Origin of the sequence: Noviherbaspirillum sp. (assembly GCF_035654295.1) — a bacterium.
GTDB lineage: Bacteria > Pseudomonadota > Gammaproteobacteria > Burkholderiales > Burkholderiaceae_D > Noviherbaspirillum.
Map to the genome: position 1 here is coordinate 20,781 of NZ_DASRXF010000221.1, position 14,204 is coordinate 34,984.

Below are 14,204 nucleotides of genomic sequence, written 5' to 3' on the forward strand. Positions count from 1 at the left end.
AGCGCCGCGCACCATCTTCCTATGCACACCAAGACACTCAAAGAACTCTCAGCACTGCTGCAGGCAAAACAAGTTTCCGCCACCGAGCTGGCCAGGCTGTACCTCGCGCGCATCGCTCAAAGCGACCTGAACGCCTTCATCCACGTCGACGAAGGGCTGACGCTGGCACAAGCCGCCGAGGCCGACGCGCGCATTGCCAAAGGCGACACGACACCGCTGACCGGCGTTCCCATCGCGCACAAGGACATTTTCGTCACGCGCGACTGGCGCTCCACGGCGGGCTCGAAGATGCTCTCAAGTTACATCAGCCCCTTCGATGCTACCGTGGTGAAACAGTTCCGCACGGCAGGCATGGTGAACCTCGGAAAACTGAACTGTGATGAATTTGCCATGGGGTCATCGAATGAAAATTCGTTCTTCGGCGCGGTCAGGAATCCGTGGGACAGGAATGCCATTCCCGGCGGCTCGTCCGGCGGCTCCGCTGCGGCCATCGCCGCCCGCCTCGCGCCTGCAGCGACGGCCACCGACACCGGCGGATCGATCCGTCAGCCGGCCGCGCTGTGCGGCGTCACCGGCATCAAGCCGACGTATGGCCGCGTGTCGCGCTTCGGCATGATCGCTTTTGCATCCTCGCTCGACCAGGGCGGCCCGATGGCGCAGACGGCGGAAGACTGCGCGCTGCTGCTCAACGCGATGGCCGGCTTCGACCCGCAGGACTCGACCAGCCTCGAACGCCCCGCGGAAGATTTCGCCCGCGACCTCGACAAGCCGCTGCAGGGCCTGAGGATCGGCGTACCGCGCGAATACTTCGGCGAAGGTTTGGCGGCGGATGTGGAAGAAGCGGTGCGCGCCGCCCTGCGCGAGTATGAAAAGCTGGGCGCGACGCTGGTGGACATTTCCTTGCCGAAGACCGAACTCTCGATCCCCGTCTATTACGTGATCGCACCGGCGGAGGCATCCTCCAACCTGTCGCGCTTCGACGGTGTGCGCTACGGCCATCGCGCAAAGGAGTACAAGGACCTCGCCGACATGTATCGCAAGTCGCGCGCGGAAGGTTTCGGCGACGAAGTGAAGCGCCGCATCCTGGTGGGCGCCTACGTGCTGTCGCACGGTTATTACGATGCCTACTACCTGCAGGCGCAGAAGATCCGCCGCCTGATCGCGCAGGATTTCCAGGAGGCTTTCAAGCAATGCGATGTGATCATGGGACCGGTCTGCCCGACCGTGGCGTGGGATATCGGCGACAAGGCCGACGATCCGGTGGCGAATTATCTTGCCGACATCTTCACGCTGTCGACCAGCCTGGCCGGCCTGCCCGGCATGTCGATCCCCTGCGGTTTCGGCAAGGGCGAGAAGAATGCGAAGCGTCCGGTGGGCCTGCAGATCATCGGCAACTATTTCAACGAAGCCAGGCTGCTGAACGTGGCGCATCAGTACCAGCGCGTCACCGACTGGCACAACCGCACTCCGGAAGGCTTATGAACCATCTCCTGCGCGCAATGCTGACCACGCTTCTGCTTGTTGCGGGAAGCGCAACGGCTGTGGAACAGCAGCTCGAGACGCGTTTCTCGTGCAGCGTCGCGCGCACGGAGAATGGCGAGCCGGTGACCTATGCGGACAACGCCGAGATCCGCCTCAAGGGCGACCATATCGCAGCCTTCCGCTGGGAATCATCGCTGTTCCGCAGCACGCACGGCTTCGATTGCAGTATCGACGAAAGCGACGGCTTGACAGCCGAAGTGCGCGATGCCGCACCGACCGTGCAGTGGCGCATCGCGCTGGAGAATGCACGCGACGCGCGCAACCGGCGCGGCTACGATTTCGATCGCCGGCTCAATTGCACCATCCGGCTCGAACGCGACGGCGACACATTGAATGTGAAGCCGAGCTGCCCCGCGCTGTGCGGATCGCGGACCAATTTTTCGGAACTGTCGGTGAACCTGAAAACCGGACAGTGCCGTTACGAAGAATAATTTCTGAGGAAAACACTATGCAATGGGAAGTCGTCATCGGACTTGAGACGCACGCTCAGCTCTCGACCGAGTCGAAAATTTTCAGCGGTGCAGCGACGCAGTTCGGCGCCGAGCCGAACACGCAAGCCTGCCCGGTGGACCTGGCCCTGCCCGGCGTGCTGCCGGTCATGAACAAGGGAGCGGTGGAACGCGCCATCCAGTTCGGCCTCGCCATCGGCGCCAAGGTCGCCCCGCAATCGATCTTCGCCCGCAAGAATTACTTCTACCCCGACCTGCCCAAGGGTTACCAGATCAGCCAGTACGAGATCCCGGTCGTGCAGGGCGGCACCCTCTCCTTCGTCGTTGAGAAGGACGGCAAGGCCGAAATGAAGACGGTGCAACTGACCCGCGCGCACCTCGAAGAAGACGCCGGCAAATCGCTGCACGAGGATTACCACGGCATGAGCGGCATCGACCTCAACCGTGCCGGCACCCCGCTGCTGGAAATCGTGACGGAACCCGACATGCGCAGCGCCGCCGAGGCGGTCGCCTACGCGAAGGCGCTGCACTCGCTGGTGGTATGGCTGGGTATCTGCGACGGCAACATGCAGGAAGGCTCCTTCCGCTGCGACGCCAACGTTTCCGTCCGCCCTTTCGGCCAGACGGAATACGGCACGCGCTGCGAGATCAAGAACTTGAACTCCTTCCGCTTCCTGGAAGAAGCGATCAACTACGAAGTCCGCCGCCAGATCGAGCTGATCGAGGATGGCGGCAAGGTGGTGCAGGAAACCCGCCTGTACGATCCGGACCGCAAGGAAACGCGCTCCATGCGCAGCAAGGAAGACGCGCAGGATTACCGCTACTTCCCCGACCCCGACCTGCCGCCGCTGGTGATCGCGCAGGAATGGATCGAGCGCGTGAAGGCAACGATGCCGGAACTGCCGGGTGCGATGCGCGAGCGCTTCGTGCAGGATTACGGCCTGCCGGAGTACGACGCATCTGTGTTGACGCAGTCGAAGGCGATGGCATCCTACTTCGAGGCGGTGGTGGCGAAAGCCGGCAAGGAACAGGCGAAGCCCGCGGCGAACTGGCTGATGGGCGATGTGTCATCGACGCTGAACCGCGAAGGCGTCGAGATCGCCGACGCGCCGGTGAAGGCGGAACAGTTTGCCCTGCTGTTGCAGCGCATCGCCGACGGCACGATCTCGAACAAAATCGCCAAGGAAGTCTTCGCCGGCATGTGGGAAGCGCGCTCGGACAAGGCAACGCTGGCCGACGACATCATCGAGGCGAAGGGTCTCAAGCAGATTTCTGACACCGGCGCCCTCGAGAAGATCGTGGACGAAGTGCTCGCGGCGAATGCCAAATCGGTGGAGGAATACCGCGCGGGCAAGGAAAAGGCGTTCAACGCCATCATCGGCCAGGCCATGAAGGCGACCAAGGGCAAGGCCAACCCGGCGCAGCTGACGGAATTGCTGAAGCAAAAGCTGGCGGGCTGAGTCCGGACAAGCGCGCCACGAGACACTTTGGCGCGCTTATCTCGCCGCGACGTTCAGTTCGCGGAAGCGCTTCAGGAGCGCATCGTGCCGTGCATTCACCTCGGCGGCATCCGCCTCGTGCCCCTGGAGCGCCTTGCGGGTGCCTGCAATCGTCTGCGCGGCGTCGTCAATGCGATGCTGAAGGACAGTGGGCACCACTTCGTTTTTCTTTTTCAATGCATCGGCTTCGGCCTGCGCCTGTTGCTGCTGTTTCTCGGCGGCGGCGAGCGCGGCCTTGTCGCGCCTGACGCGGTCGTCCACCTGCTCCAGCGTGCGCTTGCGCGCCTCCTCGATTTCGGCCTCGCTCCGGTAGCGCGCGCGCAACAGCCGGTCGCTGCGGCGCTGTTCGTCGGCGGCTACCAGTTCCGCCTTGCGCCTTTCCTCTTCCTGCTGGAGCCTGCGCTTCTCTTCGGCCGTCATGGGAGCGGGAATGTCGCGCCGCGCGCGGCCGCTTTTGTCGAGCTCGCGCATGGCGCGGTCGGCACATTCTGGAATGGGGCGGTCGGAAGTGAGGGTGCGGCCGGAGGCGTCCTTGCACATGTAGATCTGCGCGTGGACGCCGGCCATCGGCATCGCCAGCGAAAGGAACAACGCGGTCTTCAGTGAACTCATTGCTCCTCCCGGGATGCTTCAGTGAGTTACATCACGCCGTAGCGGCTCCGATAGGCGGCCACCGCGTCCTTGTACTTCGCCAGGTCGGGATTGGCGCCTGCGTGCGAGATATATTCCAACAAATCGGCAAGGTTGCCAATAGACACGACCGGCATGCCGTAGGCCTTGGTCACTTCCTGCACGGCGGAGTGCTCGGACAGCGCGCCGTCCTTGCCCGATTTTTCCATGCGATCTAGCGCGATCAGCACGGCGCAGGGCGTGGCGCCGGCGGCGCGGATCATGTCCACCGACTCGCGCACCGAGGTGCCGGCGGAGATCACGTCATCGATGATCACCACCCTGCCCTGCAGCTTGGCGCCGACCATCGTGCCGCCTTCGCCGTGGTCCTTCGCTTCCTTGCGGTTGTACGCGAAGGGCACGTTGCGGCCCTTCTGCGCGAGCGCGATCGAGGTCGCCGCCGCGAGCGTGATGCCCTTGTAGGCCGGCCCGAACAGCATGTCGAATTCGATGCCGGAATCGAGCAGGGTCTGCGCGTAGAAATCGGCGAGCTTGCCGAGCGTGGCGCCGTCGTTGAACAGGCCGGCGTTGAAGAAGTAAGGCGAGGTGCGTCCCGCCTTGGTGATGAACTCGCCGAAACGCAGCACGCCTGCATTGACGGAGAACTCGATGAATTCCTGGCTCAGCTTACTCAAGATGCCCTCGATGTGAAAAATTTGACAATACCGGCCGATGCCGGCCAAGCAGGCATTGTACTGGCTGCGCCGTCTGCCACAAAAGTCCACCGGATCGGGTATGCTAGCCGCTCGTTTTTCCCGGTGAACACCATGCTCAAGATCGTTTCCGCCAACCTCAACGGTATCCGCTCCGCCGCCAAGAAGGGCTTCTTCGACTGGATGGCCAGGCACGATGCGCATTTCGTCTGCGTGCAGGAACTGAAGGCGCAGGATGCCGACATGACTGCGGACTTCCGCTCACCCGGCGGCTACCACGGCCATTTCCACTTTGCCGAAAAGAAGGGCTACTCCGGCGTCGGCATCTATTCGAAATTCGCGCCGGACGCGATCCAGGTCGGCTTCGGCTGCGACGAGTTCGATGCGGAAGGCCGCTACGTCCAGTGCGACTTCGGCAAGCTGTCGGTGATCTCGGTGTATTGCCCGTCGGGCTCGTCGAGCGAGGAGCGGCAGCAAGCGAAATTCCGCTTCATGGAAGTGTTCCTGCCCCACCTGCAGAAGCTGCGCAACTGCGGGCAGGAAGTAGTGCTGTGCGGCGACTGGAACATCGCGCACAAGGAAATCGACCTCAAGAACTGGAAGAGCAACCAGAAGAATTCCGGCTTCCTGCCGGAAGAGCGCGCCTGGATGACGCAGGTGCTGGATGAAGTCGGCCTGGTGGATGTGTACCGCAGGCTGTATCCGGAGACCACCGGCGATTCCTACACCTGGTGGAGCAACCGCGGTCAGGCCTGGGCGAAGAACGTGGGGTGGCGCATCGACTATCACATCTCCACCCCGGGCATCGCGGCCAAAGCCAGCGGCGCCGCCGTCTACAAGGATGAGCGCTTCTCCGACCACGCGCCGCTGACCATCGAGTACGACGGCGCCTCCGCCTTCATCAAGGGATAGGCGCAATCCCTTTCACATTGGTGGTATAGGGCGGCAGCTTGGACTGCGGCACGCCCTTCGCCTTGGCATACAGCGGCATCACGGAAGGCATGTGTTTGCGCATTTCGGCGATGCGCGATTTGCCGGCCGGATGCGTCGACAGCCACTCGAAGGGTGCGTTCTGGCTCACCTTCCCCATCTTTTGCCAGAGCGCGACGCCGGCGCGCGGATCGTAGCCGGCGCGCGCCACCACATCCAGGCCGACGAGGTCGGCTTCGGTTTCATCGCTGCGCGAAAACTTCAGGATCAGGGCGCCGGCGCCGAGGTCGGTGGCGGTCCCGGTCAGGTTGGGATCGATGCCGAACAGCGCCGACAGGCCCACGCCCAGCACCTTGGCGCCGACATTGGTCAGGTTCGACTTCGCCAGCCGCTCGCGGCCATGTTCGCGCAAGGCATGCGCGATCTCGTGCCCCATCACGATCGCCACTTCATCGTCCGTCAGCTTCAGCTTGTCGAGGATGCCGGTGAAGAAGCCGATCTTCCCGCCCGGCATGCAGAAGGCGTTGACGTCGTCGGAGTCGATCAGGCTGACTTCCCATTTCCAGTCGGTCGCAGCAGGGTTCCAGCGCTCCGCCTGAGGAATCAGTTTCTTGGCGATGGTGCGCAGGCGTTGCACCTGGGGGTGGTCGTCCGGTACCAGCACGCCCTTCTGGCTGGCCTGCTGCTTGAGGGCGGTGAATTGCTGCATCGCGGCGGCTTCAAGCTCGCCCTCGGGCACGAGCTTGCGCAGCGGCGACATTTTTTCAACCTTGACGCCATCCGGGCTGACTTGGTCCTTCGCGCTCGCCTGAGGCAGGGCGGCGCTGAAGGACGCTGCCGCGAACAGAATGGAAATCCACCGTTTCATGGTTTGCCCTTTCTACAAGGTTTCAGCAGTGCTGTCTCCCTCCAGCCGGACGCGTGGTGACAGCCAGAAATACAGGGCGACCGCCGGAACGATCGCCAGGGTAGTGATCCAGAAGTAGGGTGCATACCCGACCGCTTCCACGATGCGGCCCGAATAGAATCCCAGGACTTTGCCCGGCAGCGTGATCAGCGAGCTGAACAGCGCATATTGGGTCGCCGTGTAGCGCTGGTTCACCAGCGCCGACAGATAGGCCACTGCCGTTGTTCCAAGCAAGCCTTGCGCCAGGTTTTCACCGGAAATCACGAGCGTCAGCATGCCCACGTTGCCGCTGGCGCCGATCAGCGCGAGGTACAGCAGGTTGCTGCCTGCCCCCAGCACGATGCCGGCCAGCAGCGCGCGTTGCACGCCCCAGCGGGCGACCGCGATGCCGCCGAGAAAAGCGCCGGCAATCCCGACCCAGATGCCATAGACCTTGGAAACGGCGGCGATCTGCGTCTTGGTGAAGCCCTGGTCCAGGTAGAACGGGCCCATGATGCCGCCGACGAGTGCCTGGTCCGATACCTTGAAGAGCAGGATGAACAGCAGGATCAGCAAGCCCACCCGGCCGCCGAAGCGGCGGAAGAAGTCGGCGAACGGCTCGACCACGCCTTCGCGCATGCCTTCCACCCAGTTGCGAGCGCGTTCACGGATCACATCCGGCTCGCGTGCGAACAGGTTGACGACGATGGGGATGAGCATGCACAGCGCCATCATCCGGTAGACGTTTGGCCAGACCGCATAGTCGGCCAGCACCAGCGCAAGCGCGCCGGTGACGATCAGCGCGATGCGGTAGCCGAGCGAGTAGGTGGCGACCAGCGCGCCCTGCGCTTCGACGGGCGCAATCTCGATGCGGTAGGCATCGACCACGATGTCCAGGGTGGCGCCGGCGAAGGCGACCATCAGCGTCAATCCGACAAACAGGCCGAGGTCCGCGGGCGTGACGGATGCCATCGCACCAAGACCGATCATGACGACCACCTGGGCCAGCAGCAGCCAGCTGCGCCGCTGGCCGAGCCGGCCCAGCAGCGGCAGGCGCAGGCGGTCGATGAAAGGCGCCCACAGGAACTTGAAGGAATACGCCAGGCCCGCGCTGGCGATCATGGTGATGTCCTTGAGCGTGATCCCGTTTTCCTTCAGCCAGTAGGCCAGCGTGCCGGCCACCAGCAGGAAGGGCAGGCCGGACGCGAAGCCGAAGAAAAACAGGGTCCATGCGGACGGCTGCAGGAAGGCATCGCGGATGCGCGTGCCCGCCTTGTGTTCCCCCTCTTTGGCGCTCATGCGGCGGGTTCCAGTGTGACGAATTCTTCAGGCAGGGTGTTCAGGTCGCGCGGCGGCAGCTTCATGCGTTTGTTTTTTTGCGTAATCGGAATACGGCAAGGCTACCACGCCAGTTGGGCAGGAATGAGACAGGCTTACCTTCATGCAAAGCAATGCATTCGAGCACTTCGAGTCCCACTTTATTGGCGAGTTCCTCAAAATCCTTGATCGTGGCGCAACGCACGTTGGGCGTGTCGTACCACTCGTAGGGCAGCGATTTCGAGACCGGCATGCGCCCGCGCAGCAGCGCGAAACGGTGCGGCCAGTAGGCGAAGTTGGGGAAGGAGACGATCGCTTCCCGGCCCACCCGTGCAATATCGGCAAGGATGCCTTCGACGTTCTTCATCATCTGCAGCGCCGACAGGCACAGCACGTTGTCGAACGCATTATCGGTAAACATGGCAAGGCCGGCTTCCAGGTCTTGCTGGATGACGGATACGCCGCGGCCCACGCACACCGGGATCTTGTTGTCGTCGATCTCGACGCCGTAGCCGATGCAGCGCTTTTCGGACTGCAGGTATTCGAGCATCACGCCGTCGCCGCAGCCGAGGTCGAGCACGTGCGATTCCGGCGCGACCCAGTGCGCGATGAAGGCGAGGTCGGGGCGGTGGCTGATCAGTTCGCGGAAATTCATGCGCGGCCTCCGCCGTCGATATCCCGCCAGATGCGGTCGTAATAAGCTTTCACAACATTCATGTAGCGCGGGTCTTCAAGCAGGAAGGCGTCATGGCCGTGGGGCGCGTCGATCTCGGCATAGTCGACGCGGCGCTTGTTCTTCACCAGCGCCTGCACGATCTCGCGGCTGCGCTCGGGCGAGAAGCGCCAGTCGGTGGTGAAGGACACCAGCAGATAGTCTGCCTTGGTGTTCGCCAGCGCGGCGGCAAGGTCCTCGCCGTGCTCGCGCGCAGGGTCGAAGTAATCGAGCGCCTTGGTGATCAAGAGGTAGGTATTGGCATCGAAGTACTCTGAAAACTTGTCGCCCTGGTAGCGCAGGTAGGACTCGATCTCGAAATCGATGCCGAAGCCGAACTGGAATCCGCCGTTGCGCAGCGAGCGCCCGAATTTCTCGGCCATGCTGTCGTCGGACAGGTAGGTGATGTGGCCGACCATGCGCGCCACGCGCAGGCCGCGCTTGGGCACCACGCCGTGCGCATAGTAGTCGCCGCCGTGGAAATCCGGATCGGTGAGGATGGCCTGGCGCGCCACGTCGTTAAAGGCAATGTTCTGCGCGCTGAGCTTGGGCGTGGACGCGATCACGACCGCGTGACGCACGCGCTCGGGGAAGATCATGCTCCAGGCAAGCGCCTGCATGCCGCCGAGCGAACCGCCCATGACGGCCGCGAACTGCTTGATGCCGAGCTTGTCCGCCAGCCGCGCCTGGGCGTGCACCCAGTCCTCCACCGTCACTACGGGAAAGCCGGCGCCATAGGGTTTGCCGGTGGCCGGATTGGTGTGCATCGGGCCGGTCGAGCCGAAGCAGGAGCCCGGGTTGTTGACACCGATGACGAAGAAGCGGTCGGTGTCGACCGGCTTGCCGGGGCCGACCATGTTGTCCCACCAGCCGACATTCTTGCTGCCGTCCACGCCCTCATACACGCCGGCGACATGATGCGACGCGTTGAGCGCGTGGCAGATCAGCACGGCGTTGGACCGGTCCGCGTTGAGCGTGCCGTAGGTTTCGTACATCAGGGTGTAGTCGGACAGCGACGCGCCGCTGCGCAGCGGCAGCGGCTCGGGGAAATGCATCGATTTGGGTGAAACGATTCCGATGGATGGCATAAGGATCCAGAAAACGGGGCATCGGTGAAACCGGGCGCCGAAAACAAAAAAGCCCGATAGCGGCAACAGCTTATCGGGCTTTCAGGGCTTTCTTGCAAGCACGCTTTAGCCGTATTTATTTCGCGCCCGCAAGCTGATCATCAAATCGGCGCGTTGCGTAAGAATAACCAAGACAGTTCCGCCAGTCAAACCGCTTCCTTGTTTGCTTTACAAGCCGGACCCGACTGCTAAGCTGGCTTAACGGGATACAGGCACACGACGGTATCAAACTGGCAACATCGAGGCGCCCGGCTAGACCTTTCTCAAACCGGACAGTGATCGAAAGCTAATTGCAAGCTGTGGTGATCTAAAGTAAGTCCGGCAGCGCATGCGCCCTGGCGCTCAAACAATAATCAGGGTACCTACTAGGATGAAGGAGATTCACCATGACTATCGGCAAACGTAATTCCCTCAGCCGCTGGCTGCTCGGTTCGGTCGCGGCGCTCAGCCTGATCGCCAGCGCCCCTGCGGCACTCGCTCTCGACAACGTCAAGATCCTCGTCCCGGCGAACCCGGGCGGCGGCTGGGACCAGACCGGCCGCGGCTTCGGACAGGCGCTGCAGCAGAATAACATCGTCAAGAAGGTACAGATCGACAACAAGGGCGGCGCCGCCGGCACCATCGGCCTGGCCCAGTTCGTCAACTCCGCCAAGGGTGATCCGAGCGCCCTGCTGGTCGGCGGCAGCGTGATGGTCGGCGGCATCGCACTCAACAAGTCCCCGGTCAACCTGTCGCAAGTCACTCCGATCGCCCGCCTGACCGGCGAGTACGACGTGCTGGTCGTTCCCGCGAGCTCGCCGATCAAGTCCCTCAAGGACCTGATCGCCCAGTTCAAGGCTAATCCCGGCGCCGTCTCCTGGGGCGGCGGCTCGGCCGGCGGCACCGACCACATCATCGTGGCGATGATCGCGCAAGCCACCGGTGTCGATGTCAGCAAGATCAACTACATCCCGTTCGCCGGCGGCGGCGAGGCGCAGGCGGCCATCCTCGGCGGCCACGTCACGGTAGGCCTTTCCGGCTATAACGAATTCGCCGGCCAGATCCAGTCGGGCAAGTTCCGCCCGCTGGCGGTGACCTCCGGCAAGCGCCTGCCCGGCATCGATGTGCCGACGCTGAAAGAGCAAGGCGTGGATGTCGAACTGTCCAACTGGCGCGCAGTCTTCGGCGGCCCCGGCCTGAACGATGCGCAGAAGGCCGAGCTGATGGCGACCGTCGAAAAGGCCGTCAAGACCAAGACCTGGCAGGACCTGCTCGCCAAGAACGGCTGGGCCGACACCTACCTGGCGGGCGACGCGTTCGCGCAATACCTCGACAACGAGATCAAGCAGACCGAAAAAATCATCAACGGCCTCGGCCTCGCCAAGAAGTAATCGCTGCATCGGGCGGGCCAGGGCAACACCCAGCCCCGCCCGCTTCGCTTTTGCATCACGCCCGGCCCCTGCCTTCTGGGGCCGGGCTGCATCATGTCCGGAGATCAGCTCCGCCGCGGCTCGCCTTGCCGTCCGTACTGGTCTAAAAATAAGACATCACACTCGCACTCTAGGTGAATAACATGACCTCTCGTTCTCCGATCAACCTGGGAGAGCTCGTGCTTTCCATTGCGCTGGCCGCGCTGGGGATCTTCGTGATCGTCGGTACGCAGGACATTTCTGCCGGCGGCGGCTACTCGCAGGTCGGCCCGCGCGCCTTTCCCTACATGATCGGCGCCGGGCTGGTGATCCTTGGCGGCATCCTCAGCTGGCAGGCGGTATCGGGCGGCTGGCGCAACGTGCCGATGGATGAAGCCCACGACGAACCGGACTGGGCCGCCTTCGCGATCCTGAGCGCGGCGGTGCTCCTGCACATGGCAGCGATCGCCTGGGCCGGCTTCGTGCTCGCCTCGACCTTCCTCTTTACGCTGGTGGCGCGCGGCTTCGGCAGCCGCCGGCTGGTTCGCGACATCGTGGTCGGGCTGATCCTGTCGGGCATCGCCTTCTTCGTCTTCACGCAAGGGCTCGGACTGAACCTGCCGGCCGGCCTGCTGGGAGGGATGTAAGCATGGAAACCTTCAACGCTTTGATGTCGGGGTTCGCGGTCGCGCTGACCCTGCAGAACCTCATGCTGGGCTTCATCGGCGTCACCCTCGGCACGCTGGTCGGCGTGCTGCCGGGCGTCGGGCCGGCGCTGACCGTCGCGCTGCTCCTGCCGGCCACGGCAAGTTTCGACCCGACCGGCGCGCTCATCATGTTTGCCGGCATCTACTACGGCGCGATGTACGGCGGCTCGACCACCTCGATCCTGCTCAACACGCCGGGCGAATCGGCCACCATCATCACCGCGCTGGAAGGCAACGTGATGGCAAAGGCGGGACGCGGAGGGCCGGCGCTGTCGACCGCGGCGATCGGCTCCTTCGTCGCCGGCAGCATCTCGGTGGTGATGCTGACGGTCGTGGCGCCGCTGGTAGTGGACGTGGCGATCAAGTTCGGCCCGGCCGAGTATTTTTCGGTCATGGTGCTCGCCTTCGTCACCGTGTCCACCCTGCTTGGTGCCTCCATGGCCCGCGGACTGGCCAGCCTGTTCTTCGGCCTGTGGATCGGCCTGATCGGCATCGACGGACAGACCGGGCAGCCGCGCTTCACCATGGGCATTCCGGAATTGCTGGACGGTATCGACGTCGTCGTGGCCGCGGTGGGCCTGTTCGCGGTAGGCGAAACGCTGTATCTGGCGACCTACCTCAACAAGACCGTGGACAAGCTGGAACAGGTCAAGGGGTCGATCTGGATGTCGAAGTCCGACTGGGCGCGCTCCTGGAAGCCCTGGCTGCGCGGCACCATGCTCGGCTTCCCGATCGGCGCGATGCCGGCCGGCGGCTCCGAGATCCCGACCTTCCTCTCGTATTCCATGGAGAAAAAGCTCAGCAAGAATCCGGAAGAATTCGGCAAGGGAGCGATCGAGGGCGTGGCGGGTCCGGAGGCGGCAAACAATGCGTCGAGCACCGGTACCCTGGCCATGCTGCTGACCATCGGCCTGCCGACTTCGGCCACCGCGGCCATCGTGCTTGCCGCCTTCCAGCAATACGGCCTGCAGCCGGGCCCGCTGCTGTTCGAAACCCAGCCGCTGCTGGTGTGGGGCCTGATCGCGTCCATGTACATCGGCAACGTGCTGCTGCTGATCCTGAACCTGCCGCTGGTCGGCCTGTGGATCAAGCTGCTGTCGATTCCGCGCCCGCTGCTGTACGGCGGCATCCTGATCTTCGCCACGCTCGGCGCGTACGGCCTGCGCAATTCCTGGTTCGACCTGCTCTTGCTGTACATCATCGGCCTGATCGGCTTCCTGATGCGCCGCTACGACGTCCCGGTCGCGCCGACCATCGTCGGCATGATCCTCGGCCCGGTGGCGGAGCAGCAGTTGCGCCGCGCGCTGTCGATCAGCCAGGGCGACATGTCGATCTTCGTCACCAAGCCGATCTCGGCATCGATCCTGCTGCTGACGGCCGTATTGGTGATCGGCCCGATGATCTGGAAGCGTCGTCAGGCCAAGCGCGCTGCCGCCGCGCCGGCAGCAGCCACGCCCTGAGCGGCGACACTGGATGACCAATGAAGAAGGGGACTCGATCGAGTCCCCTTTTTTGCTTCCGCGCCCTGACGTCTACAGCGCGCGCAATTGCTCCACGGCTTCCAGGATGGCCGCCGGCTCCATCGTGCGCAGGATCTTTTTCGTCTGCGCGCCGATCGCGCCGAGATCGGTATTGAGAATCTCCTGCTTGACCGGCAGGATCTGCGTCGGATGCATCGAGAACTCGCGCAGGCCCATGCCCAGCAACAGGCGGGTCATGCGCGTGTCGCCCGCCATCTCGCCGCACACCGAGACCGGGATGCCGGCCTTGGCGCCGATGGAAATCGTGCTATGCAACAGGTAGAGCACGGCCGGGTGCAGCGGGTTGTACAGGTGAGCAACCTCATGGTCGGCGCGGTCGATGGCCAGCGTGTACTGGATCAGGTCGTTGGTCCCGACCGACAGGAAATCCATGCGCTTGACGAACATCGGCAGCGTCAGCGCCGCCGCCGGGATCTCGATCATCGCGCCGACCTGGATCAGCGGATCGAACTTCTTGTTCTGCTCGCGCAACTGCGCCTTCGCCTGCTCGATCATCGCCAGCGTCTGATCGATCTCGAAGGCATGCGCCAGCATGGGAATCAGCAGCTTGATCGGACCGTAGGCCGACGCACGCAGGATAGCGCGCAACTGCTGCAGGAACATCTGCGGCTCGGCAAGGCAGAAGCGGATCGCGCGCAGGCCCAGGGCCGGATTGAGCGCCGTCTGCTCGGCCGCATCGAGCGGCTTGTCGGCGCCGATATCGAGGGTACGGATCGTGACCGGACGGCCCTTCATCGCCACCACGGCCTGCCGGTAAGACTCGAACTGCTCATCCTCGGACGGC

The 14,204-nt window shown here is 63.6% G+C and carries 14 protein-coding genes; 7 read left to right on the plus strand and 7 right to left on the minus strand.

The features are described 5' to 3' along the window. The first annotated feature begins 21 nt into the window (after positions 1-21). From gatA to gatB, 3 genes are read left to right on the plus strand one after another with little or no spacing between them, the layout of a single operon-like run. On the plus strand, positions 22-1,482 hold the full coding sequence (gene gatA / locus VFF99_RS20685; RefSeq protein ID WP_325020818.1) for an Asp-tRNA(Asn)/Glu-tRNA(Gln) amidotransferase subunit GatA: 1,461 nt from the start codon (positions 22-24) through the stop codon (positions 1,480-1,482). Continuing rightward, positions 1,479-1,973 carry a hypothetical protein gene (locus tag VFF99_RS20690; RefSeq protein WP_325020819.1) on the plus strand — a complete coding sequence of 165 codons (495 nt, stop codon included), beginning with the start codon at positions 1,479-1,481 and terminating at the stop codon, positions 1,971-1,973. The genes gatA and VFF99_RS20690 overlap by 4 nt, the downstream gene beginning before the upstream one ends. 17 nt (positions 1,974-1,990) lie before the next feature. Beyond that, positions 1,991-3,451: an Asp-tRNA(Asn)/Glu-tRNA(Gln) amidotransferase subunit GatB gene (gatB, locus tag VFF99_RS20695; protein ID WP_325020820.1), complete on the plus strand. Its 1,461-nt coding sequence runs from the start codon at positions 1,991-1,993 to the stop codon at positions 3,449-3,451. A 36-nt stretch (positions 3,452-3,487) separates the two neighbouring features. Here gatB and VFF99_RS20700 read toward each other — a convergent pair whose 3' ends face one another. Next, positions 3,488-4,102 carry a DUF4124 domain-containing protein gene (locus VFF99_RS20700; protein ID WP_325020821.1) on the minus strand — a complete coding sequence of 205 codons (615 nt, stop codon included), beginning with the start codon at positions 4,100-4,102 and terminating at the stop codon, positions 3,488-3,490. Between the two features lie 26 nt (positions 4,103-4,128). Beyond that, positions 4,129-4,794 (minus strand): orotate phosphoribosyltransferase, encoded by a 666-nt coding sequence (pyrE, locus tag VFF99_RS20705; protein ID WP_325020822.1) that lies wholly within the window; start codon positions 4,792-4,794, stop codon positions 4,129-4,131. Between the two features lie 132 nt (positions 4,795-4,926). On the opposite strand from pyrE, the gene VFF99_RS20710 reads away from it, so the two are divergent. After that, positions 4,927-5,724 carry an exodeoxyribonuclease III gene (locus VFF99_RS20710; RefSeq protein ID WP_325020823.1) on the plus strand — a complete coding sequence of 266 codons (798 nt, stop codon included), beginning with the start codon at positions 4,927-4,929 and terminating at the stop codon, positions 5,722-5,724. On the opposite strand, the gene VFF99_RS20715 is transcribed toward VFF99_RS20710, so the two are convergent. From VFF99_RS20715 to metX, 4 genes are all read right to left on the minus strand, one after another. Beyond that, the gene (locus tag VFF99_RS20715) at positions 5,714-6,610 is read right to left on the minus strand and encodes a M48 family metallopeptidase (RefSeq protein WP_325020824.1); all 897 of its coding nucleotides are present in this window, start codon (positions 6,608-6,610) and stop codon (positions 5,714-5,716) included. The genes VFF99_RS20710 and VFF99_RS20715 overlap by 11 nt on opposite strands. Before the next feature lie 12 nt (positions 6,611-6,622). Further along, positions 6,623-7,927: an AmpG family muropeptide MFS transporter gene (locus VFF99_RS20720; RefSeq protein ID WP_325020825.1), complete on the minus strand. Its 1,305-nt coding sequence runs from the start codon at positions 7,925-7,927 to the stop codon at positions 6,623-6,625. 61 nt (positions 7,928-7,988) lie between these two features. After that, positions 7,989-8,600: a methionine biosynthesis protein MetW gene (gene metW, locus VFF99_RS20725; RefSeq protein ID WP_325020826.1), complete on the minus strand. Its 612-nt coding sequence runs from the start codon at positions 8,598-8,600 to the stop codon at positions 7,989-7,991. Beyond that, positions 8,597-9,745 carry a homoserine O-succinyltransferase MetX gene (gene metX, locus VFF99_RS20730; protein ID WP_325020827.1) on the minus strand — a complete coding sequence of 383 codons (1,149 nt, stop codon included), beginning with the start codon at positions 9,743-9,745 and terminating at the stop codon, positions 8,597-8,599. The genes metW and metX overlap by 4 nt, the downstream gene beginning before the upstream one ends. Before the next feature lie 425 nt (positions 9,746-10,170). Between metX and VFF99_RS20735 the strand changes: the two genes are divergently transcribed. From VFF99_RS20735 to VFF99_RS20745, 3 genes are all read left to right on the plus strand, one after another. Beyond that, a complete protein-coding gene (locus VFF99_RS20735) occupies positions 10,171-11,154 on the plus strand; it encodes a tripartite tricarboxylate transporter substrate binding protein (protein ID WP_325020828.1) in 984 nt (327 codons plus the stop codon). Between the two features lie 182 nt (positions 11,155-11,336). Then, positions 11,337-11,819, plus strand: coding sequence for a tripartite tricarboxylate transporter TctB family protein (locus tag VFF99_RS20740; protein ID WP_325020829.1), 483 nt, complete (start codon positions 11,337-11,339; stop codon positions 11,817-11,819). Positions 11,820-11,821: 2 nt separating this feature from the next. Next, complete coding sequence (locus tag VFF99_RS20745) at positions 11,822-13,339, plus strand: tripartite tricarboxylate transporter permease (RefSeq protein WP_325020830.1); 1,518 nt, start codon at positions 11,822-11,824, stop codon at positions 13,337-13,339. A 72-nt stretch (positions 13,340-13,411) separates the two neighbouring features. On the opposite strand, the gene VFF99_RS20750 is transcribed toward VFF99_RS20745, so the two are convergent. Then, a partial coding sequence (locus VFF99_RS20750) for a putative PEP-binding protein (RefSeq protein WP_325020831.1) occupies positions 13,412-14,204 on the minus strand: 793 nt, incomplete at its 5' end.